Raw genomic sequence first — 25,545 nt, 5'->3', positions numbered from 1 at the left:
AGTAAATCATGAAAAAAGTTTGGCTGGCGCTGGCTGGTATGATTCTGGCTTTTAGTGCATCCGCTGCCCAGATCACCGATGGCAAGCAGTACATCACCCTTGATAAGCCGATTGCTGGCGAGCCGCAGGTGCTCGAGTTCTTCTCATTCTACTGCCCGCACTGCTACCAGTTTGAAGAAGTGCTGCATGTTTCTGACAATGTGCGTCAGAAACTGCCGGAAGGCACCAAAATGACCAAATACCACGTTGAGTTCCTGGGCCCTCTGGGCAAGGATCTGACGCAGGCGTGGGCGGTGGCCATCGCGCTGGGTGTTGAAGATAAAATTACTGCGCCGATGTTCGAAGCCGTGCAGAAAACCCAGACCGTGCAGAGCGTGGCTGACATTCGTAAAGTGTTTGTCGACGCTGGCGTGAAAGGGGAAGACTACGATGCCGCATGGAATAGCTTCGTGGTGAAATCTCTGGTCGCTCAGCAAGAGAAAGCGGCAGCCGATCTGCAGCTGCAGGGGGTACCGGCTATGTATGTTAATGGTAAATACCAGCTGAACCCGCAGGGGATGGACACCAGCAATATGGATGTCTTCGTCGCTCAGTATGCGGATACCGTGAAGCAACTGGTAGAGAAGAAATAAAAAAAACGCCGGTCACTGACCGGCGTTACCTTAGCTGTTCTGGCAGTGACTATCTTTCTTTGTCCCGCATGATGTCAGTCAACTGACGGTCTTTCTCTTCCCATAGCCCATTGAGCCAGCGCTGGAAGCCGCGCTTAAAGTTCTTATCGTTAACGTAATCGCCGTGCAGCTCTTCACCAATAGGAACCAGATTGATACGTACTACAATGCGCGTCAGGCGGCCGCTTAACATATCGTAAAACGGCTTTGTATTATTCTCGGGGTAGCACAGCGTGACATTCAGTAGTTTATCGAACTGCGAACCGAGCACGTTTAACGCCATGGCGATACCTGCCGCTTTAGGCGGTAGCAGGTTATCGTAAGGCGAGCGCGTCTCGTGCTTTTTGGCTTCGGTAAAACGCGAGCCTTCCACAAAATTGACGATAGTCGTCGGATGCGCGCGAAATTTTTCACATGAACGGCGGGTGGTTTCGACATCTTTACCGCGGCGTTCCGGGTGTCTAATAAGGTAACTGCGTGAATAGCGGCGCATAAAGGGCATATCCAACGCCCAGCAGGCGAGGCCGATGAAGGGTACCCACGCCAGCTGTTGTTTAAGGAAGTACTTATTCATCGGAATATGCTTGCGGAACAGCACGCACAGCACCACGATATCTGCCCAGCTATGGTGGTTACTGATCAGCAGATACCAGTTCTTTTTATTTAAGCCTTCCAGACCCTCGACGTCCCATTTAAGCCAGGGATTGAGATGCAACAGCAGCGCCAGCCCTTCGCACCAGCAATACATCATAAAATTGCAAAAAACAGATATAGAGCGCCATACCGCTGGAATGGGGACCAGCAGTTTAATCAGCCCGGCGACGATGATCGGTACAGAGCAGATAATGGTGACTAAGATGGTTAAGGCGATACTCAGCGGAAGTGTTATCGCAGCGAGTAATCTCGACATAGTTAGTTTATTCAGAAAGTTAGGCTGACAAAGAGCGCCTTTAAGCTGCGCAAGGGGCTGATTTTACCAGAAAACGCGGCAAATGACGGGTCTTACGAGAACAGAAAAAAACAAGGATCTTCTATCCACATGGAACATTGGGTCATCAAATTGATGCCAGGATCGTCGATCTGTTTTTAATTAACTGATATATAAAGAGTAATAGTATTTGTTCATTTATTTTCAGGGGCGGTAAAGCTGACGCTGTAAAACTATACACAAAGTTATCCACAAGCAAAGTTCTTATGCGATCGCGACGATCGTTGAATCTTTTCCGCGAAATGCGGGAAAAATTCAGGATTTCATGCCCGTCTGTGGCATCCTTTACCCATAATCTGATAAACAGGCACGGAAATTATGGTTCAGATCCCAGAAAACCCTCTCATCCTCGTTGACGGCTCATCCTATCTTTATCGGGCGTATCATGCGTTTCCGCCGCTGACTAACAGCGCAGGGGAGCCGACCGGGGCTATGTACGGCGTACTGAATATGCTGCGCAGTTTGATCCTGCAGTATCAACCGACTCACGCCGTCGTGGTCTTTGATGCGAAAGGGAAAACCTTCCGTGATGAATTGTTCGAACATTACAAGTCCCACCGCCCGCCGATGCCGGACGATCTGCGCGCGCAGATTGAGCCGTTGCATAAGATGGTGAAAGCGATGGGGCTGCCGCTAATGGCAGTTCCGGGTGTTGAAGCCGACGATGTGATTGGCACCCTGGCGCGGGAAGCGGAAAGGGCGGGTCGTCCGGTGCTGATCAGCACCGGTGATAAAGACATGGCTCAGCTGGTGACGCCGGGGATCACCCTAATCAATACCATGACTAACACCATCCTTGGACCGGATGAGGTGGTCTCCAAGTATGGCGTCCCGCCGGAGCTGATTATCGATTTCCTGGCACTGATGGGCGACTCTTCGGATAACATTCCTGGCGTGCCGGGCGTGGGCGAGAAGACCGCCCAGGCGCTGCTGCAAGGCCTTGGCGGCCTTGATACGCTGTATGCGGAACCGGAGAAAATTGCTGCACTGAGCTTCCGCGGCGCGAAAACGATGGCGGCGAAGCTGGAGCAGAACAAGGACGTGGCTTATCTCTCTTATCAGCTGGCGACCATTAAAACCGACGTCGAGCTGGAGCTCACGTGCGAAGAGCTGGAGGTGCAGCCTCCGGCGGCTGACGATCTGCTGGCGCTGTTCAGGCAGTATGAGTTTAAGCGCTGGACAACCGACGTCGAGGCCGGGAAATGGCTGCAAGCGAAGGGCGGCAAACCGGCCGCTAAACCTGCAGAGCCTGCGGCAGCGGCACAGGCAGAAGCAGAGGATGAACCGGCCTCCGCCCTTTCAGCAGAGCACTACGTCACTATCCTTGATGAGGCCACGCTGGTCACCTGGATCGATAAGCTGAAGCAAGCGCCGCTCTTTGCCTTTGATACGGAAACCGACAGCCTGGATAATATCTCTGCCAATATGGTCGGTCTTTCATTCGCTGTTGAGCCTGGCGTGGCCGCCTATGTCCCTGTGGCGCATGATTATCTTGATGCGCCGGATCAGATCCCCCGCGAGCGCGTACTGGCGTTACTTAAACCGCTGCTGGAGGATGAGAAGCTGCTCAAGGTCGGGCAAAATCTCAAATACGATCGCGGTATTTTGGCCAACTATGACATTGAGCTGCGCGGGATTGCGTTCGATACCATGCTGGAATCCTACATTCTCGACAGCGTGGCGGGCCGCCACGATATGGACAGTCTTTCCGACCGCTGGCTGAAGCATAAAACCATTACCTTTGAAGAGATCGCTGGTAAAGGTAAGAACCAGCTCACCTTTAACCAGATTGCACTGGAGGAGGCTGGCCGCTACGCGGCGGAAGATGCCGACGTCACGCTCCAGCTGCATCTGAAGATGTGGCCGAAGCTGCAGCAGCATGAAGGTCCGCTGAATATCTTTAAGCATATCGAAATGCCGCTGGTGCCGGTGCTGTCTCGGGTTGAGCGCAATGGCGTGAAAATCGACCCTGCCGTGCTGCATGCGCATTCCCAGGAGATCGCCCAGCGTCTGGTTGAGCTGGAGCAGCGCGCACATGAGATTGCCGGGGAAGCGTTTAATCTCTCCTCCACTAAACAGCTGCAAACGATCCTGTTTGAGAAACAGGGTATCAAGCCGCTGAAGAAAACGCCGGGTGGCGCGCCATCCACGTCTGAAGAGGTCCTGGAGGAGCTGGCGCTGGATTATCCGTTGCCAAAAGTGATTCTGGAGTATCGCGGGCTGGCGAAACTGAAGTCGACCTATACCGATAAACTGCCGCTGATGATTAACCCTAAAACGGGGCGCGTGCATACCTCCTATCATCAGGCGGTTACTGCCACAGGCCGTTTGTCGTCTACCGATCCAAACCTGCAAAATATTCCAGTGCGTAACGAAGAAGGACGGCGCATTCGCCAGGCGTTTATCGCGCCGGAAGATTACGTCATTGTCTCAGCGGACTACTCGCAAATCGAACTGCGTATTATGGCGCACCTGTCGCGGGATAAAGGCCTGCTGACCGCTTTCGCAGAAGGGAAGGATATTCACCGGGCGACGGCGGCTGAAGTGTTTGGCTTACCACTGGACAGCGTCAGCAGCGAACAACGCCGCAGTGCGAAAGCCATCAACTTCGGTCTCATCTATGGCATGAGCGCCTTCGGCCTGGCCCGCCAGCTGAACATCCCGCGTAAAGAAGCACAGAAGTATATGGATCTTTATTTCGAGCGTTACCCGGGCGTCCTGGAGTATATGGAGCGCACCCGCGCTCAGGCGAAAGAGCAAGGGTACGTTGAAACGCTGGATGGCCGTCGACTCTATCTGCCGGATATTAAATCCAGCAATGGTGCCCGTCGCGCCGGCGCGGAACGTGCGGCGATCAACGCCCCGATGCAGGGGACAGCGGCAGACATTATCAAGCGGGCGATGATTGCTGTTGATGAATGGCTGCGGAAGGAGCAACCTCGCGTGCGGATGATCATGCAGGTTCACGATGAACTGGTCTTTGAAGTGCATAAAGATGAGCTCGATGCCGTGTCGAAAAAAATCCATGAACTGATGGAGAACAGCACTACGCTGGCGGTGCCGCTGCTGGTGGAAGTCGGTAGTGGCGAAAACTGGGATCAAGCGCACTAAGTATACAAAGCGCAAAGCGATTTTCTGTAAGTAAGCAACATAACTTATAGCGTTTTGTGAGGATCATTTGAATTTGCTATGTAAATAGTGAAAAAAAACTACAAAAAATGCTTTATCCGTGAGCGAAAGAAGAGTAGAGTTAATCGCGTAGGGTACAGAGGTAAGATGTTCTATCTTTCAGACCTTTTACTTCACGTAATCGGATTTGGCTGAATATTTTAGCCGCCCCGGTCATTTATGACCGGGGCGTTTTTTATTGCGCGAAAGAAAAGTTTGATGCAGTTAAAAGCGCGTAATATGAACGTCCGGATAGGGCGCTACGCGCCGTTATCCGGAAAAAGCGGGGGTTACTCGGCGTCTTCAACGGCTTCTTGCGGCGGGATTTCGTTAAACCAGCTATCCAGCTTCTGTCGTAGCTTATCCACGCCGGATTTTTTCAGCGAAGAGAAAGGTTCAACCTGAATATCGCCATTGAAGGCCAGTACCGCTTCACGCACCATATTCACTTGCGCTTTACGCGCGCCGCTGGCGAGCTTATCGGCTTTGGTCAACAGCACCAGCACCTGAATATCGCTTTCTACCGCCCACTCGATCATTTGCTGATCGAGATCTTTAAGCGGGTGGCGAATATCCATTAGCACCACCAGGCCCTTCAGGCACAGACGTTTTTCCAGGTACTCTCCCAGAGCGCGCTGCCACTTGATCTTCATCTCTTCAGGTACTTGCGCATAACCATAGCCGGGCAGGTCAACCAGGCGTTTGCCCTCGGCGACTTCGAACAGGTTAATCAGCTGCGTACGTCCAGGAGTCTTGGAGGTACGCGCCAGGCTCTTCTGGTTGGTCAGCGTATTTAGCGCGCTGGATTTTCCCGCGTTGGAGCGGCCGGCGAACGCCACTTCAATGCCGGTATCGGCAGGAAGATGGCGGATATCTGGCGCGCTAGTGACAAAGTGCGTCAGTTGATAATTCCAGTTGGTCAAGACGGTCGTCTCCGTTAAAACAGGCTATGGCAGGGATTATACCTGAACAGCAGAAAAAGGCTGTTTTTACCGCACGCCGTTCCTGTAAGTAAAAACCATATGGTTTGTGAGACATTGACTATTCTTCGTATAGGACATACCTGAGAAAAATAAGACGATACAGATGTAATTAACTGAAAAAAAACAAGTTATAAAAATAGAGAAATCTGAAAATGTTTTTTTAACGGCCTGGCTGGTTGTCGATTTTTGTCAACAGGGTAAAGTAATACACAACGGCGGGGATGCTGAAAGGATTAAGACTCAGGACGAGGGGTCAGGAAGCGCCAGGAGGCGAAGACCACAGGATAGTCAGGATGACGCGCGTCTTGGAGACGTTTCAAAGGGAAAAGGAAGAAACAGGGACCGTTGGACGCTAAGGGAAAGACAGGGTAAGTCGTTAGCGAACAGGGAAAGAAGAAGCCCGTTAAGGGTGGTCAGTGAGGAAAAAGGCGACAGAGTAATCTGTCGCCTTTTTTCTTTGCTTGCTTTCTGCTAGATTCCGCCTCAATTCTATACTGAATAATACTGTCTGAAGATTACACACCATGAAAAAACCGACATCCGCCACCCGTGGCAAATCCGGCCGCAAGTCGCGTGAAGAGTTAAATCAGGAAGCTCGCGATCGCAAACGGCAGAAGAAACATCGTGGTCACGCGGCAGGCAGTCGCGCGAACGGCGGCGATGCGGCTTCAGCGGGCAAAAAACAGAGCCAGACGCAAGACCCGCGCGTCGGCAGTAAAAAACCGATCCCGCTGGGCGTGAGCGAAAGCAGCACCCCAGCCCCCAAGCAGCATAAACCAAAGAGCGAGAAACCTATGCTTTCACCGCAGGCTGAGCTGGAGTTGCTGGAGAATGATGAGCGCCTGGACGCGCTGCTGGAACGTCTGGAAGAGGGCGGCACCCTGAATGCTGAAGAGCAGAGCTGGGTGGACGCCAAACTGGATCGCATTGATGAGCTGATGCAGCAGCTCGGCCTCTCTTACGATGACGAAGATGAAGAAGAGGAAGAGCGTCAGGAAGATATGATGCGTCTGCTGAAGGGTGGAAACTAACATTTGCATCCCATCGGATTCCCGGTACTGCTTATAACCCTTCTGGTTATATGTTATCTGCTGTGGTTATTCGTTAAACTACGACGGTTGTCGCGGCGTCAGAAATGGCTGCGCAACCGGCTCATGACCCGCGGTGCGGTGGGGCCGGGACGGCGTACCCGTCGGCGGCACCATCGGAAGGAGTGAGCATGTCTGAGCAGATAATCGACTGGGATCTGGCCCTGATCCAGAAATATAACTATTCCGGGCCGCGCTATACCTCGTATCCCACCGCGCTGGAGTTTTCACCGCAATTTGGCGCGGCGGAATTCGATGCCGCTGTGGCCCGTTACCCACAGCGTCCCCTGTCGCTGTACGTGCATATCCCGTTTTGCCATAAGCTGTGTTATTTCTGCGGCTGCAATAAGATAGTCACCCGCCAGCAGCATAAGGCCGATCAATATCTCGATGTCCTTGAACAGGAGATCATCCACCGCGCGCCGCTGTTTGCCAGTCGCCAGGTTAAGCAACTGCACTGGGGTGGCGGCACGCCAACCTATCTCAATAAGGCGCAAATCAGTCGCCTGATGGATCTGTTGCGCAGCCACTTCCATTTCAGCGCGGAAGCCGAGATTTCCATTGAGGTCGATCCACGTGAGATCGAGCTGGATGTCCTCGATCATTTACGCACCGAGGGGTTCAACCGCCTGAGTATGGGCGTGCAGGACTTCAATAAAGAGGTTCAGCGCCTGGTTAACCGTGAGCAGGACGAAGCGTTCATCTTTGATTTGCTCCACCATGCGCGGGAGATTGGTTTTACCTCGACCAATATCGACCTCATCTACGGCCTGCCGAAGCAAACGCCGGAGAGCTTCGCCTTTACCCTGCAAAAGGTCGCCGAGCTCAATCCTGACCGCCTGAGCGTGTTTAACTATGCGCATCTGCCCACGCTCTTTGCCGCACAGCGCAAAATTAAAGATGCCGATCTGCCCACCGCTGAACAGAAGCTGGAGATCCTCCAGGAGACCATCGGTTCACTGACGGCGGCAGGCTATCAGTTTATCGGCATGGACCACTTTGCTCGCCCAGACGATGAATTAGCGGTCGCGCAACGTCATGGCATACTGCACCGCAATTTCCAGGGTTACACCACCCAGGGGGATACCGATCTGCTGGGGATGGGCGTGTCCGCGATCAGCATGATTGGCGACAGCTACGCCCAGAACCAAAAAGAGCTGAAGCTGTACTACCAGCAGGTGGCAGAGCAAGGGGACGCTCTATGGCGCGGGATCGCGTTAACCCGCGATGACTGTTTACGTCGCGACGTGATTAAGGCGTTGATCTGTAATTTCCGTCTGGATATTGGGGCCGTAGAGGCGCAGTGGGATGTGGATTTTCAGTCTTATTTTGCTGAAGACCTGAAGCTGCTGGCGCCGCTGGCGCATGACGGGCTGGTGGCTGTGGATGATAAGGCCATTCAGGTGACGGCGAAAGGCCGACTGCTGATCCGCAATATCTGCATGTGCTTTGATGCCTATCTACGGCAAAAAGCTCGGATGCAACAGTTCTCCCGGGTCATTTAATGTTTTCCCCTCTCCTGCGGCCGCGGGAGAGGGGAACCATTAGCTGAACAGCCCGACCAGCGCAGCGCACAGCACGGCAGCGACTGCCGTTTGTGGCGTGTGACTGGCTGCGGCGCCGCTCGATATCATACTCACCAGTGATTCAAACATGATGCTCTCCCCTAATGCCGGGCACGATCATACTCAACTCATCGGAACAGTAAAGTACAAAATAGCAGCACTTTGCGCTGAACGGCTAATTTTCATCATGCCGTTAATCACTACTCCATTCCCAGCTCTTTTAGCTTACGCGTCAGTGTATTACGACCCCATCCCAGCAGACGCGCAGCCTCCTGCTTGTGCCCCTGGGTATGGCGCAGGGCGGTCGTCAGCAGCGTGCGCTCCATTTCGGGTTGCGCTTCTGAGAGCAGGTTTTGATGACCGGATCGCAACGCCCGATCGGCCCACTGACCCAGCAGCGTCGCCCAGCTGTCGGGCTGCATCTGCGTCGGGCTGTCCGGAACCGTGGTCTCAAACAGTTCGCTCGGCAGATCCTGCGTCAGTACCTCCTGGCCGGCGGCCATGACGGTGAGCCAGCGACAGGTGTTTTCCAGCTGACGGACGTTGCCAGGCCACGCCAGGCGTGTCAGCGCTGTCTCCGTTTCCGGATGCAACTGTTTGGCTTCAACACCGAGCTCGCGGGCGGCTATCTGCAGAAAATGGCGGGCCAGGCGTGGAATATCTTCCCGGCGCTCGCGCAGCGGCGGTAAATGCACCCGGATCACGTTCAGGCGGTGGAACAAATCTTCTCGAAATTTCCCCTCCTGTACGCGCTGTTCCAGGTTCTGGTGGGTGGCGGCGATGATCCGCACATCGACCTTCACTGGCGCGTAACCGCCCACGCGATAAAACTGGCCATCCGCCAGCACGCGCAGCAGACGAGTCTGGACATCAAGCGGCATATCGCCAATTTCATCCAGGAATAGCGTGCCGCCGTCAGCCTGTTCGAAGCGTCCCTGGCGGACGGTATTGGCGCCGGTAAAGGCCCCTTTTTCATGCCCGAACAGCTCGGACTCAATCAGGTCTTTGGGTATTGCCGCCATATTCAGTGCGATAAACGGCGCTTTTGAACGTGGGCTATGACGATGCAGTGCGTGAGCGACGAGCTCTTTACCGGTACCGGATTCGCCATTAATCAGCACGCTGATGGATGAGCGCGACAAGCGGCCAATAATGCGAAAGACATCCTGCATAGCCGGCGCTTCGCCGATGATGTCGGCAGTTGGGCTGCTTATTGGCGCATTTCGCGGCTGTTGCTGCTCCTGATAGTGGCTTATCGCCCGGTCGACCAGGGCGACGGCTTCATCAATATCAAAAGGTTTGGGCAGATAATCAAACGCGCCTTGCTGATAAGCGCTAACCGCAGCGTCCAGATCGGAATGCGCGGTCATTATGATGACCGGAAGCATTGGATGACGCTGCTTAATCTGTTTGAGCAGCGCCAGACCATCCATTCCCGGCATACGGATATCTGACAGCAGTACATCCGGGGTTTTGGTGGTGAGGGCATCTAGCACCTCATTGCCGCTTTCGAACGTTGTGCAGCTCAAGCCGGCTCCGGTGAGCGCGCGTTCAAGCACCCAGCGGATGGAGCTATCGTCATCAACGATCCAGGCTATCCCTCGTTGCATAAACACCTCTACTTCCGAATAGGCAGGTATACCGAAAATTCGGTATGACCCGGCCAGCTGGTGAATTCAATTTTGCCGGAGTGCTGATCGATAAGGCTGCGGGCGATAGATAAGCCCAGGCCGGTACCGCCTTCGCGGCCGCTGACCATCGGATAAAACAGCGTATCCTGGAGATGGGGCGGAATACCCGGGCCATTATCTTCAACGTCAATACGTGCGGCGAGGCGATAACGCACCCCGTGCAGCGTCAGCTGGAAAGCGGTGCGGGTGCGGAGAACAATTTCACCCCCTTCCGGCCCCAGCGCCTGCAGCGCATTACGGACGATGTTCAGCAACACCTGTTCAATTTGATCCGGGTCGTGGGGTAGCTCTGGTAGGCTGGGGTCGTAATCACGGATTAACTTCACGTTGTCCGGTAACTCCATGGAGACCAGTTTCACTACCCGCTCGGCGACTTTATGGATACTTTCAGTAACGTGCATGCCCGGATGCTGTGGCCCAAGCAGGCGATCGACCAGATTTCTCAGCCGGTCAGCCTGCTCGATGATCACTTTGGTATATTCCGTTAGCGCCGGGTCGGGCAGGGCTTTGCTGAGCAGCTGTGCCGCGCCGCGCAGGCCGCCTAACGGATTTTTTATCTCATGTGCCAGGCCGCGGACCAGATCGCGGGCGGCGACCTGCTGCGCGTGCTGCAGCTGCTCCTGGCTCAGGCGGCGCTGGTTATCCATCGGCGCCATTTCCAGCAGAATAAAGCCTTCCGGCAGCCGCTGGGCGGTCAGCGACAGGATGTGCGAGCGGCCATCAATAACCAGCGTCACTTCGTTATCGGTAAACCCCTGGCCCGCCTGCAGGCTCTCCTGCATCAGCCCGATATTCAATGAAAAATAGCTCAACAGCTCAGGTAACGGGGTGCCAAACAGCTTGCGTGAACTTTGCGCCAGCAGCTGCTGCGCCGCAGGATTGGCAAAGTGCACCGCCAGGTCATCATCGACCAGTAAGATACTGTTGATAAGAGAGTTGAGGATCTGCCCAGCATCGGGCAGTGTGCCTGTTGCCATTCGACAGTCTCCTGAAAAAGAGTGCACCAATTTAGTGCAGTATAGCTTTTTATCGGTAAAAAGCTCGCGAGATCAGCGTGTTGGTGGAGAAAAAAGCCCATCCTGAGATGGGCTGAAAGTTTCCACGGCAACAAAATATCCCGGGCATCCCGCGCCACAACACGACATACCCTGGATTTACAGCAAAATTAGACGCTGTAGTACAGTTCGAACTCAACCGGATGCGGAGTCATGCGTACGCGGTCGTTCTCTTCCAGACGCAGGGCGATGTAAGCATCGATAGCGTCATTGGTGAACACGCCGCCAGCCGTCAGGAACTCGCGGTCAGCATCCAGGGCCTGCAGGGCTTCTTCCAGAGAGCCTGCAACCTGCGGGATCTCTTTCGCTTCTTCCGGCGGCAGGTCATACAGGTTTTTGTCCATTGCTTCGCCCGGATGGATTTTGTTCTTGATACCATCAAGGCCAGCCATCAGCAGCGCCGCAAAGCACAGGTACGGGTTGGCAGCCGGGTCCGGGAAGCGCACTTCGATACGACGCGCTTTCGGAGAGGTCACCACCGGAATACGGATGGAGGCAGAGCGGTTACGCGCAGAGTAAGCCAGCATAACCGGCGCTTCGTAACCCGGGACCAGACGCTTGTAGGAGTTGGTGGTCGGGTTCGCCAGGGCGTTGATAGCTTTAGCGTGTTTGATTACGCCGCCGATGTAGAACAGCGCCTGCTCAGACAGACCTGCGTATTTGTCGCCGGAGAACAGGTTAGTCCCGTTTTTCGCCAGAGACATATGGCAGTGCATGCCGGAGCCGTTATCGCCAAACATTGGTTTCGGCATAAAGGTCGCGGTTTTACCGAAGCGGTGAGCGACGTTGTGAACAACGTATTTGTAAATCTGAATTTCGTCCGCTTTTTTGGTCATGGTGTTGAAGCGAGTTGCCACTTCGTTCTGACCTGCGGTAGCCACTTCGTGGTGATGAGCTTCAACAACCAGACCCATCTCTTCCATGATCATACACATGGTAGAGCGGATATCCTGTGAAGAGTCTACTGGCGGAACCGGGAAGTAACCCCCTTTCACGCCCGGACGGTGACCTTTGTTACCGCCTTCGTATTTGGTGGAGGAGTTCCACGCACCTTCGATGTCATCGATCGCGACATGGGAGCCGGAGATAGAGGCGCCAAAACGGATGTCGTCGAACAGGAAGAATTCTGGTTCTGGCCCGAACAGGACGGTGTCAGCGATGCCAGTGGCGCGCAGGTACTCTTCAGCGCGTTTCGCGATGGAGCGCGGGTCACGGTCATAGCCCTGCAGGGTGCCTGGCTCGAGGATATCGCAGCGGATGATCAGGGTCGGTTCTTCGTAGAACGGGTCAATGACCGCGGTGGAAGCGTCCGGCATCAGGACCATGTCAGATTCGTTGATACCTTTCCAGCCACCGATCGAGGAGCCATCAAACATTTTGCCTTCTTCGAAGAATTCGGCATTTACCTGATGAGACGGAATCGTGACGTGCTGTTCTTTACCTTTGGTATCGGTGAAGCGCAGATCGACAAACTTCACTTCGTGCTCGTTCAGCATCGTCAAAACGTGTTCAGCGGACATACTTAAACTCTCCCGGATTGGTCATTGTCGTCGTGGTAACGAAAACTTCATACTGCTTAAAAGTGGCGTTGTTGCCTTAAAAAATATAAAGCGAAATCTGTGCCAACTTTTAAATGCCCTATAAAACGCTGTATCATGCGCACCATAGTGCAAAAGGACTGCACCATGATGGAGATAATGCACCAAAGTAGTGCCTCAGTGTGAACATTGAGCACCATTTTGGTGCAATTTTTGTTACGGTGCCCTTTTATCGCTCCGTGAAAGCGGTCACAAAGAAACTCTGCAATACTTGTTTGCGGAGGATGTTTGTGATCCTGTTCAGTCCTTCGCTTAATACGTGTACAATAACGCGCTATTTCTAATGCCTGAGGCAAAGTTGTGATCGAAAATCTGCGTAATATCGCCATCATCGCGCACGTTGACCATGGTAAAACTACCCTGGTTGACAAGCTGCTACAGCAATCCGGTACGTTCGACGCACGTACTGAAGCACAAGAACGTGTGATGGACTCCAACGATTTGGAGAAAGAGCGTGGGATTACCATCCTCGCGAAAAACACCGCAATCAAATGGAATGATTACCGTATCAACATCGTTGATACCCCAGGGCACGCCGACTTCGGAGGTGAGGTTGAGCGTGTTATGTCCATGGTTGACTCTGTGCTGCTGGTGGTCGATGCCTTTGATGGCCCGATGCCGCAAACGCGCTTCGTGACCAAAAAAGCTTTTGCCCACGGCCTGAAGCCGATCGTGGTCATCAACAAAGTTGACCGCCCGGGCGCCCGTCCGGACTGGGTTGTCGATCAGGTCTTCGACCTGTTCGTTAACCTTGATGCGACCGACGAACAGCTGGACTTCCCGATCGTTTACGCGTCCGCGCTGAACGGTATCGCGGGTCTGGACCACGAAGACATGGCTGACGACATGACCCCGCTGTACCAGGCGATTGTTGATCGCGTGCCGGCGCCGGACGTTGACCTTGACGGTCCGCTGCAGATGCAGATCTCTCAGCTGGACTACAACAACTACGTTGGCGTCATCGGTATCGGCCGCATCAAACGCGGTAAAGTGAAGCCGAACCAGCAGGTCACTATCATCGATAGCGAAGGCAAAACCCGTAACGGTAAAGTCGGTAAAGTGCTGACTCACCTGGGTCTGGAGCGTATCGAGAGCGACGTAGCCGAAGCTGGCGACATCATCGCGATCACCGGTCTGGGCGAGCTGAACATCTCCGACACCATCTGCGATCCGCAGAATGTCGAAGCGCTGCCGGCACTGTCCGTTGATGAGCCGACCGTAACCATGTTCTTCAACGTCAACACCTCTCCGTTCTGCGGTAAAGAAGGTAAGTTCGTTACCTCTCGCCAGATCCTGGACCGTCTGAACAAAGAGCTGGTGCACAACGTGGCGCTGCGCGTTGAAGAAACCGAAGACGCTGATGCGTTCCGCGTTTCCGGCCGTGGTGAACTGCACCTGTCCGTTCTGATTGAAAACATGCGCCGTGAAGGTTTCGAGATGGCGGTTTCCCGTCCGAAAGTTATCTTCCGCGAAATCGATGGCCGTAAACAAGAGCCGTTCGAAAACGTGACGCTGGACGTCGAAGAGCAGCACCAGGGTTCTGTCATGCAGGCGCTGGGCGAGCGTAAAGGCGACCTGAAAAACATGAATCCAGACGGTAAAGGCCGCGTACGTCTCGACTACGTGATCCCAAGCCGTGGTCTGATCGGCTTCCGTTCAGAGTTCATGACCATGACTTCTGGTACCGGTCTGCTGTACTCCACCTTCAGCCACTACGACGACGTTCGTCCGGGCGAAGTGGGTCAGCGTAACAACGGCGTACTGATCTCTAACGGTCAGGGTAAAGCGGTTGCGTTCGCCCTGTTCGGTCTGCAGGATCGCGGTAAGCTGTTCCTCGGCCACGGCGCTGAAGTTTACGAAGGCCAGATCATCGGTATTCACAGTCGCTCTAACGACCTGACGGTAAACTGCCTGACCGGTAAGAAACTGACCAACATGCGTGCGTCCGGTACTGACGAAGCAACGGTTCTGGTTCCGCCGATTAAGATGACCCTGGAGCAGGCTCTGGAGTTCATCGATGACGACGAACTGGTAGAAGTGACCCCTACGTCTATCCGTATCCGTAAACGTCACCTGACTGAGAACGACCGTAAACGCGCAATGCGCGGTGCAAAAGAAGAGTAATTTTTCTTCTTGTTGTTCGCTAAACCCCGCCTCTCCGGCGGGGTTTCTTTTTTTCATTCCTGCATCATACGCCAATAGTCAAATCCTGCCTTTCCCGCTAAAGTTAATTTTCCACGGCGCGGAAGGAGACAAAAATGCTCTATATCTTTGATTTAGGTAATGTGATTGTCGACATTGACTTCAACCGGGTATTGGGAGCCTGGAGTGATTTAACCCGCATCCCGCTGGCGACGCTGAAGCAGCATTTCACCATGGGAGAGGCTTTCCACCAGCATGAGCGTGGCGAGATTAGCGATGAAGACTTTGCCGCCGCCATGTGTCATGAAATGAATATGTCCCTCAGCTATGAGCAGTTTGCTCACGGCTGGCAGGCGGTATTTGTCGCGCTGCGCCCGGAGGTAATTACCATCATGCATAAACTTCGTGCCCAGGGGCATCGGGTGGTGGTGCTCTCCAATACCAATCGTCTTCACACCACATTCTGGCCCGATGAATACCCGGAAGTGCGCGCTGCCGCCGATCGCATTTATCTGTCACAGGAGATGGGATTGCGTAAGCCTGAAGCGGAAATTTATCTGCGAGTACTGGAAGAAGAGGGATTTTCCGCCGCAGATACGGTCTTTTTTGATGATAACGTCGATAATATAGCAGGGGCCAACCGGTTAGGGATCACCAGTATTCTGGTGACCGGGAAGAAGACCATCCCTGACTATTTCGCGAATCAGTTATGCTAAAAACCGTTCAGCAAAAATTACACCACCATACCCGGCCGCTGCTGGCGTGGCTTAAGCTGCTGTGGCGGCGCATTGATGAAGACCATATGACGACCCTGGCGGGGAACCTCGCCTATGTGTCATTACTTTCCCTGGTGCCGCTGATAGCCGTCGTGTTCGCGCTGTTTGCGGCCTTTCCCATGTTTTCCGAAGTCAGCGTGCAGATTCGCCATTTTATCTTCGCCAATTTTATTCCGGCGACCGGGGATGTGATTCAGGGGTATATCGAACAGTTCGTGGCTAACTCCAGCCGTATGACCGCCGTAGGCGCGTTTGGCCTGATCGTCACCTCGCTGCTGCTGATGTACTCGATCGACAGCGCGCTAAACACCATCTGGCGCAGCACGCGCAGCCGTCCCAAAGTTTACTCCTTTGCCGTTTACTGGATGATCCTGACTCTTGGCCCGTTGCTGGCAGGCGCCAGCCTGGCGATCAGTTCGTATCTGCTGTCGCTGCGCTGGGCGAGCGATCTGGACGGCGTGATTGATAATCTACTCCGCCTCTTCCCGCTGATCCTTTCATGGGCGGCATTCTGGCTGCTCTACAGTATTGTACCGACCACCCAGGTGCGTAACCGCGATGCAGTGATCGGGGCGCTGGTGGCGGCGCTGCTGTTCGAGGCAGGTAAAAAAGCGTTTGCCCTCTATATCACCACCTTTCCGTCCTATCAGTTAATTTATGGCGTGATTTCGGTGGTGCCGATTTTGTTCGTCTGGGTGTACTGGACCTGGTGTATCGTCTTGCTTGGCGCTGAAATTACTGTCACTCTCGGTGAATACCGCAAACTTAAAACAGAAGAAACAGAACAACCATGATTGCATTAATTCAACGCGTATCCCGTGCAAGCGTTACCGTGGAGGATGAAGTGACGGGCGAAATTGGTCCGGGGCTTCTGGTGCTGCTGGGCGTCGAGAAAGACGATGATGAACAAAAGGCGAATCGCCTTTGTGAACGGGTGCTGGGCTACCGCATCTTCAGCGATGCGGACGGGAAAATGAACCTGAATGTCCAGCAGGCGGGCGGCAGCGTGCTGGTGGTTTCGCAATTTACGCTGGCGGCGGATACCGAGCGGGGGATGCGACCGAGTTTCTCGAAAGGCGCTGCCCCTGACCGCGCCGAGGCGCTGTATGAGTATTTCGTCGCCCGCTGTCGCCAGCAGGAAATGAACACCCAGACCGGAAGATTCGCTGCGGATATGCAGGTTTCTTTGGTCAATGATGGTCCCGTGACCTTTTGGTTGCAGGTATGACCCAGCTTCCGGGCAGGCTGCGGGTAACAAAAGAGAGTACGACTATGTATCACCTTCGTGTACCGCAAACAGCAGAAGAGTTAGAGAGCTACTACCAGTTCCGCTGGGAGATGCTGCGTAAGCCGCTGCATCAGCCAAAAGGATCGGAACGCGACGCCTGGGATGCGATGGCGCATCATCAGATGGTCGTGGATGAAGAGGGCAATCTGGTTGCCGTCGGCCGACTGTATATCAATGCGGAAAATGAAGCCTCCATTCGCTTTATGGCCGTTCATCCCTCCGTGCAGGATAAAGGGCTGGGGACGCTGATGGCGATGACCCTGGAGTCGGTAGCGCGTCAGGAAGGGGTGAAGCGGGTCACCTGTAGCGCTCGCGAAGATGCGGTGGAGTTTTTCGCCAAGCTTGGCTTTGTCAATCAGGGGGAGATCACTACCCCGACCACCACGCCGATCCGTCATTTTCTGATGATCAAACCGATCGCGTCGCTGGACGATATTTTGCACCGTGGCGACTGGTGCGCGCAGCTCCAGCAGGCGTGGTATCAGCATATCCCGCTGAGTGAAAAAATGGGCGTACGCATTCAGCAGTACACCGGGCAGAAATTTATAACCACCATGCCGGAAGCGGGGAACCAGAATCCGCACCATACGCTGTTTGCCGGTAGCCTGTTTTCGTTAGCGACTCTGACCGGATGGGGACTTATCTGGCTGATGCTGCGCGAGCGGCATCTGGGGGGCACCATCATTCTGGCGGATGCGCATATTCGTTACAGTCAGCCCATTAGCGGCCGCCCCAGCGCCATCGCCGACCTGGGATCGCTGAGCGGCGACCTCGACCGCCTGGCGCGTGGGCGTAAAGCCCGCGTGCAAATGCAGGTGGAGCTTTTTGGCGATGATAAACAGGGTGCGGTTTTCGAGGGGATCTACATCGTGCTGCCGGCGAAGCCTTTTGGTTCGTACGAAGAGGGCGGCAACGAGGAAGAGTAAGCGCCCTCTGGCCGTTATCGTCCTGGCGATGCCACACGCCAGGCGATATCCCGAATAGCATCACGCGCGGCGTGGCTGACGCCTCCCAGCTGAAAGAAGCCGTGGATCACCCCCAGATAACGCTGACAGGAACTCTCCACCCCTTGCTCTGTCAGTCTTCGGTACAGCACTTCACCCTCATCGCGTAAAGGATCGAACTCCGCCGTCAGAATATGCACCGGTGGCAGCCCGTGAAAATCTTCGCGCCAGAGCAGACAGGCATCCGGATGGTTTGCCGGCGTCGAGGCGAGGTATATTTCGTAGCCGCTCAGTAGCGTGTCCCGGGTAATCACATAGTCATCGCCATTGCTGAGGTAGCTCGCCATGCTGGCGGTGGGGTCAAGCATCGGATAAATCAGAATCAGTTGTGCAGGATGCCACGCCGCTTTCGCTTTCAGGCGCAGAGCCGTGACCAGGGCGAGGTGCCCGCCGGCGCTGTCGCCGGCCAGCGTGATACGCGAGGCATCAACGCCAAGCTGCTTTGCGTGCTGGTGAATAATCGTAGCACCTCGTTCTGCATCATCGTGCGCCGCCGGAAAGGTATGCTCCGGCGCCAGGCGGTACTGTACAGCGATCACCCGGCAACCGCTGTACATGGTTAACTGACGGAGTTGGTTATCGTGGGTGGTAAAGCCGCCGCTGACAAAACAGCCGCCGTGGTAGTAGATAAGCGTGGGTAGCAGGCCGTCGGCAGTGGGCGGTGAAACGACGCGGAAGTGCATACCCTCCAGGGTGATATCCTCCACCCGCACTCGCGTTTCCGTCTCCCCGGCGAGTACTGTACTGGCGATATAGCCGGCCCTCCGATCATCAATATGTTGATCGCGCGATGACGGACGACCTGCCGCAATAAATGCCTCAACCAGCGAAGCAATCCCTTTCTCCAGCGCCATATGAAGTTCCTTGTACTGTTTTAATATCCAGTGTTATAGCCTGGATTATGGCGAAAATACAGGCCTGTTGAGGTCGCCTGTGCATTATGGAAAGCGGCTCGCAAAAAAGCGTTTACCTGGCAAAATCCTTTTTGTTTCCGATTTCAAAAGCTGTAGATTGCTCATAACTTCATCACTGGTGATATACTTGAGGTATATATGAGCATGATGGCTGAAAGGGATATGGGCAGAATTCTTCTCGATTTATCAGACGATGTCATTCAACGTCTCGATGACCTCAAAGTGCAGCGTAACATTCCGCGAGCGGAACTGTTACGTGAAGCGGTTGAACAATATCTGGAGAAACAAGATCGAGCTAAAGATACCATCTCCAGTGCGCTGGGTCTGTGGCAAGACTGCGAAGAAGACGGCATGGAATATCAACGTCAGCTACGCAAGGAGTGGTAATGACCTCCGGATCTGCGCTTTTTGATACCAATATTCTTATTGATTTATTTAGCGGGCGTCGCGAAGCCAAACAGGCGCTGGAGGCCTGGCCACCGCAGAATGCGATCAGTCTGATTACCTGGATGGAGGTGATGGTTGGCGCTAAAAAATACCACCAGGAGCAGCGTACGCGAATGGCGCTAAGCACCTTTAATATCATTAACATCTCACAGGATATTGCAGAGCGAAGCGTTGCGCTGCGGCAGGAGTATAAGCTTAAGCTGCCGGATGCCATCATTCTGGCGACGGCGCAACTCCATCGTCTGGAACTGATTACGCGGAATACGAAGGATTTTGCCGGTATTCCTGGCGTAGTCACGCCGTACGAACTACACCCTGAATAATTCGAGTAGCAGGAGGACGACAAGGGAGCGACAAACTCGTCTGAAACGAGTGTGTCCAGCCAAAGGCTGGCCTCTGATGACAGTCAGTGACGCGGGTGAGTCATTCCTGACTACGCTCGTGTCGCAAGAAGGAAAGCGGGCGGCAAGAGCCGCCCGAAATCACACCGCAGAACTTACTCCCCTTCGCCGGGGAACATGAACGGGTTAATTGAGCTCCTGGCGAAGCCTTCCTGTTCCATACGGGCGTCGAGCACCAGGGACGCCAAATCGTCGGCGACGGCTTCGACTTTCGGATCCTTCTCCTGATACATAATCTTCAGGTAGGTTCCGCAGTCGCCACAGCTTTCGGCTTTCACCGCTGCCTGCTCGTTGTCCAGCGACCAGTAGTGCAGGTCGCGGCTCTGTTCACAGTTGCTGCACTTGACGCGCACCACGTGCCACTCGGTTTCGCACAGGTTGCAGTGCAGATAGCGCAGCCCCTGAGTGGTGCCGATCTGCACGATGCTGGAGACCGGCATTGAGCCGCATACCGGGCAGAACTGACGCTGTTCGCCGTATTCGGCGCGCGCTTTCCCCGGGATCAGGCTGGCCATCTGCGCCCAGTAGAGCGACAGCGCGGCCCAGATGAACGGCGCTTTATCACTGCTGACGGAGGCGAAGTCGGAAACAAACAGCGCGCTGGCCATCTGCTCCAGCTCCTGCTCAGAGGCTTTTTCCAGATTCTCAATGACCGCCAGCGCCGGGCCGCTCATTTCCGGCTTCAGCTCGGCAATCAGCGAGTGCAACAGCTTGTGCCAGTGCTTGTCGCGCGGCAGAACGTGGATATCCAGCGGCGGTTTACCCTGTTCGCTGGCCGCTTTAATGCGAGCCGTCAGATCCATCTGCAGCGGATGGTCGTACAGCACCACTTCCTGGGCATGGGCGATCAGCGCGGCAAAGCGCAGGTAATCGCCCAGCGGGTTGTTGGCGGCCAGCTCACGCAGGCGTTCAGCGCGGCGGTTGTACAGATTTTTCAGCCTGGGGAACAGTAACGGCGGAATTGCTTCCGCCGTGCGTTTCTCGCTCGAACCCAGCTCGTCTTGCGGGATTATGCGAATACTCATTCAGATGACTTTTCCTGTTTCTGGCGGACCTCTCGGTACCAGCGCGGGTGATGTTTCTTCGCCCACGTTTTGGTAACCCAGCCTTCCACCATCGCGGTAATGGTGCCTTTCACCCAGAGGGCGGCGTAGATATGCACCATGATAACCACAATTAACGCCACTGCGGCAAATGAATGCAGCATCAGCGCAAATCGGATCACCGGGATTGAGAAAGCCGGCGCAAAATACGGACGCCAGATGATCACACCGCTCACCAGCAGCAGTACCAGCAAAATAATCGCCGCCCAGAACACGCATTTCTGGCCGAAGTTATAGCGCCCGGTATCGCCCACCTCCTCGTTGACGACGATCTTACGAATATTCTTCGCCCAAAAGATATCATCCCGATTGATTAGGTTGTGGTGCCAGTAACGGAAAAACATGATGATAAACGACGCGAACATTACCACCCCGACGAACGGGTGGAGAATACGCGCCAGCTGCGGCGTACCGAGAATATGCATCAGCCAGTTAAAGGACGGGAAGAAAAAGCCTAACCCGCTCACTGCCGCCAGGACGAAGCAGAAGGCGGTGACCCAGTGGTTGATGCGTTCCGGCGCCGTGTAGCGCACGATGGTGTCACGTCTTTTCATTTGCGCACCTCGTCTTTCTCTTCATGCAGGTTGTCCTCTTCCTCTTCCGCGCGGTTCGGACCGACGCCGACGTAGTGGAAGATACTGGCTGCGAAGGTCGCGGCGAAGCCGACGGCCGCCAGCGGTTTCCAGATGCCTTTCCAGAACTTCACGGTCTGGCTGATCTCCGGGTTTTCCGGCAGGCCATGGTACAGATTCGGCTTGTCGGCATGGTGCAGCACGTACATGACGTGGGTGCCGCCGACGCCGGCCGGATCGTACAGGCCCGCATTGTCATAACCGCGGGTTTTCAGCTCAGCCACGCGTTCACCGGCCAGCGTTTTCATATCCTCTTTGGAGCCAAAGTGGATTGCACCGGTCGGACAGGTTTTCACGCAGGCAGGCTCCTGGCCGACGGTCACGCGGTCTACGCACAGGGTACATTTGTAGACGCGGTTGTCTTCCGGGTTCAGACGCGGTACATCGAACGGACAGCCGGCGATACAGTAGCCGCAGCCGATACACTGCTCGGACTGGAAGTCGACGATACCGTTGGCGTACTGAATGATCGCGCCTTCTGACGGGCAGGCCTTCAGGCAGCCCGGGTCCGCGCAATGCATGCAGCCATCCTTGCGAATGAGCCATTCCAGCTTGTCGTTTTGTTCCACTTCCGAGAAGCGCATGACCGTCCATGACTTGGCGGTCAGGTCCGCCGGGTTGTCATACACCCCGACGTTGTGACCGACTTCATCACGAATATCGTTCCATTCGGAGCAGGCCACCTGACAGGCTTTGCAGCCGATACAGGTGGTGACGTCGATAAGCTTCGCCACCTCCTGCTGGTGGTCCCGCGCCTGAGGCGCGGGGGTGAAACCGTTAGTCGCGGAACGACGAATAATATCTTGCGATTGATAAGCCATAAGTCGTCTCCGTTACACCTTTTCCACGTTCACGAGGAAAGCTTTGAACTCCGGTGTCTGCGTATTTGCATCACCGACGAACGGCGTCAGGGTATTAGCAATAAAGCCTTTTTTCGCTACGCCCTCATAGCCCCAGTGAATAGGAATGCCGATGGTATCGATATCCTTACCGTCAACTTTCAGCGTGCGAATACGCTTGGTCACCACTGCCTTGGCTTTGATATAGCCGCGGTTAGAGGAAACTTTCACGGTATCGCCGTGGCCGATGCCGAGCTTATTCGCCAGTTTTTCACCGATCTCCACAAACTGCTCCGGCTGCGCGATGGCGTTAAGCAACGCGTGCTTGGTCCAGTAGTGGAAGTGTTCGGTCAGGCGGTAAGTGGTGCCGACGTACGGGAATTTGTCCGCTTTGCCCATCTGCTCGAGATCGCCTTTGAAGACGCGAGCGGCCGGGTTAGAGACCACGTTCGGATGCAGCGGGTTAGTCCCCAGCGGCGTTTCAAACGGCTCGTAGTGTTCCGGGAACGGTCCTTCCGCCATCTTATCGATAGCGAACAGACGGCCCATCCCTTCCGGCTGCATGATAAACGGACCGACGTCGCTGCCAGGCGCGGCGGCGCTGTAGTCCGGAATATCCACGCCGCCCCATTTCGCGCCATCCCATTTCAGCAACTGACGTTTAGGATCCCACGGTTTGCCCTGCGGGTCCGCGGAGGCGCGGTTATACAGGATGCGGCGGTTGAGCGGCCAGGCCCAGGCCCAACCCAGCGTGTTGCCGAGGCCTGACGGATCGGCGTTATCGCGGCGCGCCATCTGGTTACCTTCCGGCGTCCAGCTCCCGGCGAAGATCCAGCAGCCGCTGGAGGTGGTGCCATCATCTCGCAGCTGGGCAAAGGAGCTTAGCTGTTGGCCTTTCTTGACGATCACCGCGCCGGTTGCCGGGTCGGTGATATCCGCCAGCGCTTTACCGTTGCTTTCCATCGCCACTTCTTCCGATGCCGGCTCGTGTGGCGTGGAGTAGTTCCACGTCATGTTGAGCACCGGCTCCGGCGCCGGGCCACCCTCTTCGGCATACATCTTACGCAGGCGAGTGAAGATACCGGCGAGAATTTCACCATCGGTGACGGCGATCCCCGGGGCGTCCGCGCCTTTCCAGTGCCACTGCAGCCAGCGGCCGGAGTTGACGATAGACCCATTCTCTTCGGCGAAGCAGGTGGAGGGCAGACGGAACACTTCGGTCTGGATTTTCGCCGGATCGACATCGTTCGACTCACCATGGTTTTGCCAGAAGGTGGACGTTTCGGTATTGAGCGGGTCGATGGTCACAAGGAATTTCAGCTTCGACAGGGAAGCCACCACCTTGTTTTTGTTCGGGAACGAGGCGACCGGGTTAAAGCCCTGGCAAATATAGCCATTCACTTTGCCCTGATTCATCATCTCGAAATACTGCAGAACGTCGTAGCTCTTATCCCACTTCGGCAGCCAGTCAAAGCCCCAGCTGTTTTCTGCCGTAGCTTTGTCGCCGAAGAAGGCTTTCATCATGGAGACGAAGAACTTCGGATAGTTGCCCCAGTAGTTGACCTGGTCTTTCAGCAGCGGCTTCGGCGTGTTAGCCGTCAGGTAGGTCTGCAGGTCGGCCTGTTTTTCATTCGGCAGCGACATGTAGCCCGGCAGGCTGGTGGAGAGCAGGCCGAGGTCGGTCAGACCCTGGATATTGGAGTGACCGCGCAGGGCGTTGACACCGCCGCCGGCCATCCCCATGTTGCCGAGCAGCAGCTGGATCATCGCCATGGTGCGGATGTTCTGCGCGCCGATGGAGTGCTGGGTCCAGCCGAGAGCATACAGGAACGACGCGGTCTTATCCGGCGCGCTGGTTTCGGCAATGTATTCGCAAACTTTAAGGAAGTCGGTCTTCGGCGTACCACAGATGTTTTCGACTACATCCGGGGTATAACGAGAAACGTGCTGCTTCAGCAGGTTCCAGACGCAGCGCGGATGTTGCAGCGTGGTATCGCGTTTGGCGAAGCCGTTCTCATCCAGCTCATAGTTCCAGCTGGTTTTGTCGTACTGGCGTTTTTCTGCGTTATAGCCGCTGAACAGCCCGTCGTCGAAGCTGTAGTCCTCACGCACGATCAGGCTGGCGTTGGTATAGGCTTCGGTGTATTCACGGTTGAATTTTTCGTTATTCAGCAGGTACAGGATCACGCCCGACAGGAAGGTAATGTCGGTACCGGAACGAATCGGGGTATAGAAATCTGCCACCGATGCCGTACGCGTAAAGCGCGGATCGATAACGATGAGCTTGGCGCCATTATGAATTTTGGCTTCCATCGCCCAGCGGAACCCCACCGGATGCGCTTCTGCGGCGTTACCGCCCATCACCACGATCAGGTTGGCGTTCTTAATATCCACCCAGTGGTTGGTCATCGCACCGCGACCAAATGTTGGAGCAAGACTTGCTACCGTTGGTCCGTGTCAGACACGCGCCTGGTTATCCACCGCCAGCATCCCGAGGGCGCGGGTGAATTTTTGCGTTAAATAGCCGGTTTCGTTACTGGAGGCGGAGGCGCACAGCATCCCGGTGGTCAACCAGCGGTTGACGGTGGTGCCGGCGTCGTTTTGCGCGATAAAGTTGGCGTCGCGGTCCTCTTTCATCAGCTTGGCGATGCGATCAAACGCTTCGTCCCAGCTGATTTGCTGCCATTTATCGGAACCTGGCGCGCGATATTCCGGGAATTTCAGGCGGCTTTCAGAATGGATAAAGTCCACCAGACCGGCCCCTTTCGGGCAGAGCGCACCACGGTTAACCGGATGATCCGGATCGCCTTCGATATGGAAAATGGATGCTTTGGCGTTTTTTGCGCCGTCGCCGAGGCTATACATCAACAGCCCACAGCCGACAGAACAGTATGTACAGGTGTTACGGGTTTCGCGCGTGCGCAGCAATTTGTACTGCCGTGTCTCCGCGAGCGCAGTTGCCGGGACAAAGCCCAGCGCTGCTGCCGTGGTTCCCGCCATACCGCCAGCGCAGATCTTAAAGAACTGCCTTCTGCTGACCTGCATGGTTCGCTCCTTGTTTCGACATTGTCACATGTAGTTATTTGCTTTGCGGTGAAGGCCGCAAAGGTTCAGAATTAGGGCTAATTTCCCTCATTCCTGAAGGGATAAAAACAGAATACCACATTGTGTGTATGCCTGTTCCAATACGGT

23 protein-coding genes are annotated in these 25,545 nt (G+C 55.0%); 12 read left to right on the top strand and 11 right to left on the bottom strand.

Going from position 1 to position 25,545, the window contains the following annotated elements:
- Positions 1-8 precede the first annotated feature (8 nt).
- The gene (dsbA, locus tag AC3EMD_RS27165) at positions 9-632 is read left to right on the top strand and encodes a thiol:disulfide interchange protein DsbA (RefSeq protein ID WP_008807917.1); all 624 of its coding nucleotides are present in this window, start codon (positions 9-11) and stop codon (positions 630-632) included.
- Between the two features lie 49 nt (positions 633-681).
- Here dsbA and yihG read toward each other — a convergent pair whose 3' ends face one another.
- The gene (gene yihG / locus AC3EMD_RS27160) at positions 682-1,581 is read right to left on the bottom strand and encodes a 1-acylglycerol-3-phosphate O-acyltransferase, YihG family (RefSeq protein ID WP_008807916.1); all 900 of its coding nucleotides are present in this window, start codon (positions 1,579-1,581) and stop codon (positions 682-684) included.
- Between the two features lie 396 nt (positions 1,582-1,977).
- Between yihG and polA the strand changes: the two genes are divergently transcribed.
- Together polA and spfP are read left to right on the top strand one after the other, a co-directional pair.
- Positions 1,978-4,770: a DNA polymerase I gene (polA, locus tag AC3EMD_RS27155; RefSeq protein ID WP_012543290.1), complete on the top strand. Its 2,793-nt coding sequence runs from the start codon at positions 1,978-1,980 to the stop codon at positions 4,768-4,770.
- 165 nt (positions 4,771-4,935) lie between these two features.
- The gene (gene spfP, locus AC3EMD_RS27150; RefSeq protein WP_071892919.1) at positions 4,936-4,983 is read left to right on the top strand and encodes a small protein SpfP; all 48 of its coding nucleotides are present in this window, start codon (positions 4,936-4,938) and stop codon (positions 4,981-4,983) included.
- A 134-nt stretch (positions 4,984-5,117) separates the two neighbouring features.
- Here the strand turns inward: spfP and yihA are convergent, their stop codons facing one another.
- Complete coding sequence (gene yihA, locus AC3EMD_RS27145) at positions 5,118-5,750, bottom strand: ribosome biogenesis GTP-binding protein YihA/YsxC (protein ID WP_008807914.1); 633 nt, start codon at positions 5,748-5,750, stop codon at positions 5,118-5,120.
- Between the two features lie 584 nt (positions 5,751-6,334).
- On the opposite strand from yihA, the gene yihI reads away from it, so the two are divergent.
- Together yihI and hemN are read left to right on the top strand one after the other, a co-directional pair.
- Positions 6,335-6,841, top strand: coding sequence for a Der GTPase-activating protein YihI (yihI, locus tag AC3EMD_RS27140; RefSeq protein WP_008807913.1), 507 nt, complete (start codon positions 6,335-6,337; stop codon positions 6,839-6,841).
- Positions 6,842-7,029: 188 nt separating this feature from the next.
- Positions 7,030-8,403 (top strand): oxygen-independent coproporphyrinogen III oxidase, encoded by a 1,374-nt coding sequence (gene hemN / locus AC3EMD_RS27135; RefSeq protein WP_022064970.1) that lies wholly within the window; start codon positions 7,030-7,032, stop codon positions 8,401-8,403.
- Positions 8,404-8,442: 39 nt separating this feature from the next.
- Here hemN and AC3EMD_RS27130 read toward each other — a convergent pair whose 3' ends face one another.
- The 4 genes from AC3EMD_RS27130 to glnA all read right to left on the bottom strand — a co-directional run bounded on the left by AC3EMD_RS27130 (position 8,443) and on the right by glnA (position 12,729).
- Positions 8,443-8,553 carry a YshB family small membrane protein gene (locus tag AC3EMD_RS27130; RefSeq protein WP_004152951.1) on the bottom strand — a complete coding sequence of 37 codons (111 nt, stop codon included), beginning with the start codon at positions 8,551-8,553 and terminating at the stop codon, positions 8,443-8,445.
- A 110-nt stretch (positions 8,554-8,663) separates the two neighbouring features.
- Positions 8,664-10,073 carry a nitrogen regulation protein NR(I) gene (gene glnG / locus AC3EMD_RS27125; RefSeq protein WP_008807911.1) on the bottom strand — a complete coding sequence of 470 codons (1,410 nt, stop codon included), beginning with the start codon at positions 10,071-10,073 and terminating at the stop codon, positions 8,664-8,666.
- 8 nt (positions 10,074-10,081) lie between these two features.
- A complete protein-coding gene (gene glnL / locus AC3EMD_RS27120) occupies positions 10,082-11,131 on the bottom strand; it encodes a nitrogen regulation protein NR(II) (RefSeq protein ID WP_008807910.1) in 1,050 nt (349 codons plus the stop codon).
- Between the two features lie 188 nt (positions 11,132-11,319).
- On the bottom strand, positions 11,320-12,729 hold the full coding sequence (gene glnA, locus AC3EMD_RS27115) for a glutamate--ammonia ligase (RefSeq protein ID WP_004203622.1): 1,410 nt from the start codon (positions 12,727-12,729) through the stop codon (positions 11,320-11,322).
- Between the two features lie 378 nt (positions 12,730-13,107).
- Here glnA and typA point away from each other — a divergent pair, with 378 nt between their 5' ends.
- From typA to fabY, 5 genes are all read left to right on the top strand, one after another.
- The gene (typA, locus tag AC3EMD_RS27110; protein ID WP_008807909.1) at positions 13,108-14,931 is read left to right on the top strand and encodes a ribosome-dependent GTPase TypA; all 1,824 of its coding nucleotides are present in this window, start codon (positions 13,108-13,110) and stop codon (positions 14,929-14,931) included.
- 134 nt (positions 14,932-15,065) lie between these two features.
- Positions 15,066-15,665, top strand: coding sequence for a glucose-1-phosphatase (gene yihX, locus AC3EMD_RS27105; RefSeq protein ID WP_008807908.1), 600 nt, complete (start codon positions 15,066-15,068; stop codon positions 15,663-15,665).
- Positions 15,659-16,519, top strand: coding sequence for a virulence factor BrkB family protein (locus AC3EMD_RS27100; RefSeq protein ID WP_008807907.1), 861 nt, complete (start codon positions 15,659-15,661; stop codon positions 16,517-16,519). The genes yihX and AC3EMD_RS27100 overlap by 7 nt, the downstream gene beginning before the upstream one ends.
- Positions 16,516-16,953, top strand: a complete 438-nt coding sequence (gene dtd / locus AC3EMD_RS27095) for a D-aminoacyl-tRNA deacylase (protein WP_008807906.1) — start codon at positions 16,516-16,518, stop codon at positions 16,951-16,953. Before AC3EMD_RS27100 ends, dtd begins: the two co-directional genes overlap by 4 nt.
- 44 nt (positions 16,954-16,997) lie before the next feature.
- Entirely contained in the window at positions 16,998-17,939 is a 942-nt protein-coding gene (fabY, locus tag AC3EMD_RS27090; protein WP_012543287.1) for a fatty acid biosynthesis protein FabY, read from the top strand.
- Positions 17,940-17,953: 14 nt separating this feature from the next.
- Here the strand turns inward: fabY and AC3EMD_RS27085 are convergent, their stop codons facing one another.
- The gene (locus AC3EMD_RS27085) at positions 17,954-18,871 is read right to left on the bottom strand and encodes an alpha/beta hydrolase (protein WP_302073866.1); all 918 of its coding nucleotides are present in this window, start codon (positions 18,869-18,871) and stop codon (positions 17,954-17,956) included.
- A 204-nt stretch (positions 18,872-19,075) separates the two neighbouring features.
- On the opposite strand from AC3EMD_RS27085, the gene AC3EMD_RS27080 reads away from it, so the two are divergent.
- Both AC3EMD_RS27080 and AC3EMD_RS27075 read left to right on the top strand, forming a co-directional pair.
- Complete coding sequence (locus AC3EMD_RS27080; protein WP_004150355.1) at positions 19,076-19,318, top strand: ribbon-helix-helix domain-containing protein; 243 nt, start codon at positions 19,076-19,078, stop codon at positions 19,316-19,318.
- Positions 19,318-19,701, top strand: a complete 384-nt coding sequence (locus AC3EMD_RS27075) for a type II toxin-antitoxin system VapC family toxin (RefSeq protein ID WP_008807903.1) — start codon at positions 19,318-19,320, stop codon at positions 19,699-19,701. Before AC3EMD_RS27080 ends, AC3EMD_RS27075 begins: the two co-directional genes overlap by 1 nt.
- Before the next feature lie 173 nt (positions 19,702-19,874).
- Here AC3EMD_RS27075 and fdhE read toward each other — a convergent pair whose 3' ends face one another.
- From fdhE to fdnG, 4 genes are read right to left on the bottom strand one after another with little or no spacing between them, the layout of a single operon-like run.
- Complete coding sequence (gene fdhE, locus AC3EMD_RS27070; protein ID WP_004150358.1) at positions 19,875-20,804, bottom strand: formate dehydrogenase accessory protein FdhE; 930 nt, start codon at positions 20,802-20,804, stop codon at positions 19,875-19,877.
- Positions 20,801-21,436 (bottom strand): formate dehydrogenase cytochrome b556 subunit, encoded by a 636-nt coding sequence (gene fdoI / locus AC3EMD_RS27065; RefSeq protein ID WP_008807902.1) that lies wholly within the window; start codon positions 21,434-21,436, stop codon positions 20,801-20,803. The genes fdhE and fdoI overlap by 4 nt, the downstream gene beginning before the upstream one ends.
- A complete protein-coding gene (fdxH, locus tag AC3EMD_RS27060; protein ID WP_002882822.1) occupies positions 21,433-22,335 on the bottom strand; it encodes a formate dehydrogenase subunit beta in 903 nt (300 codons plus the stop codon). The genes fdoI and fdxH overlap by 4 nt, the downstream gene beginning before the upstream one ends.
- Before the next feature lie 12 nt (positions 22,336-22,347).
- On the bottom strand, positions 22,348-25,398 hold the full coding sequence (fdnG, locus tag AC3EMD_RS27055) for a formate dehydrogenase-N subunit alpha (protein WP_302073865.1): 3,051 nt from the start codon (positions 25,396-25,398) through the stop codon (positions 22,348-22,350).
- Positions 25,399-25,545 lie beyond the last annotated feature (147 nt).

Source organism: Klebsiella sp. PK18 (assembly GCF_057784655.1).
The sequence above is the reverse complement of the archived record's forward strand: the minus strand, read 5'-3'. Positions and strand labels throughout refer to the sequence as shown.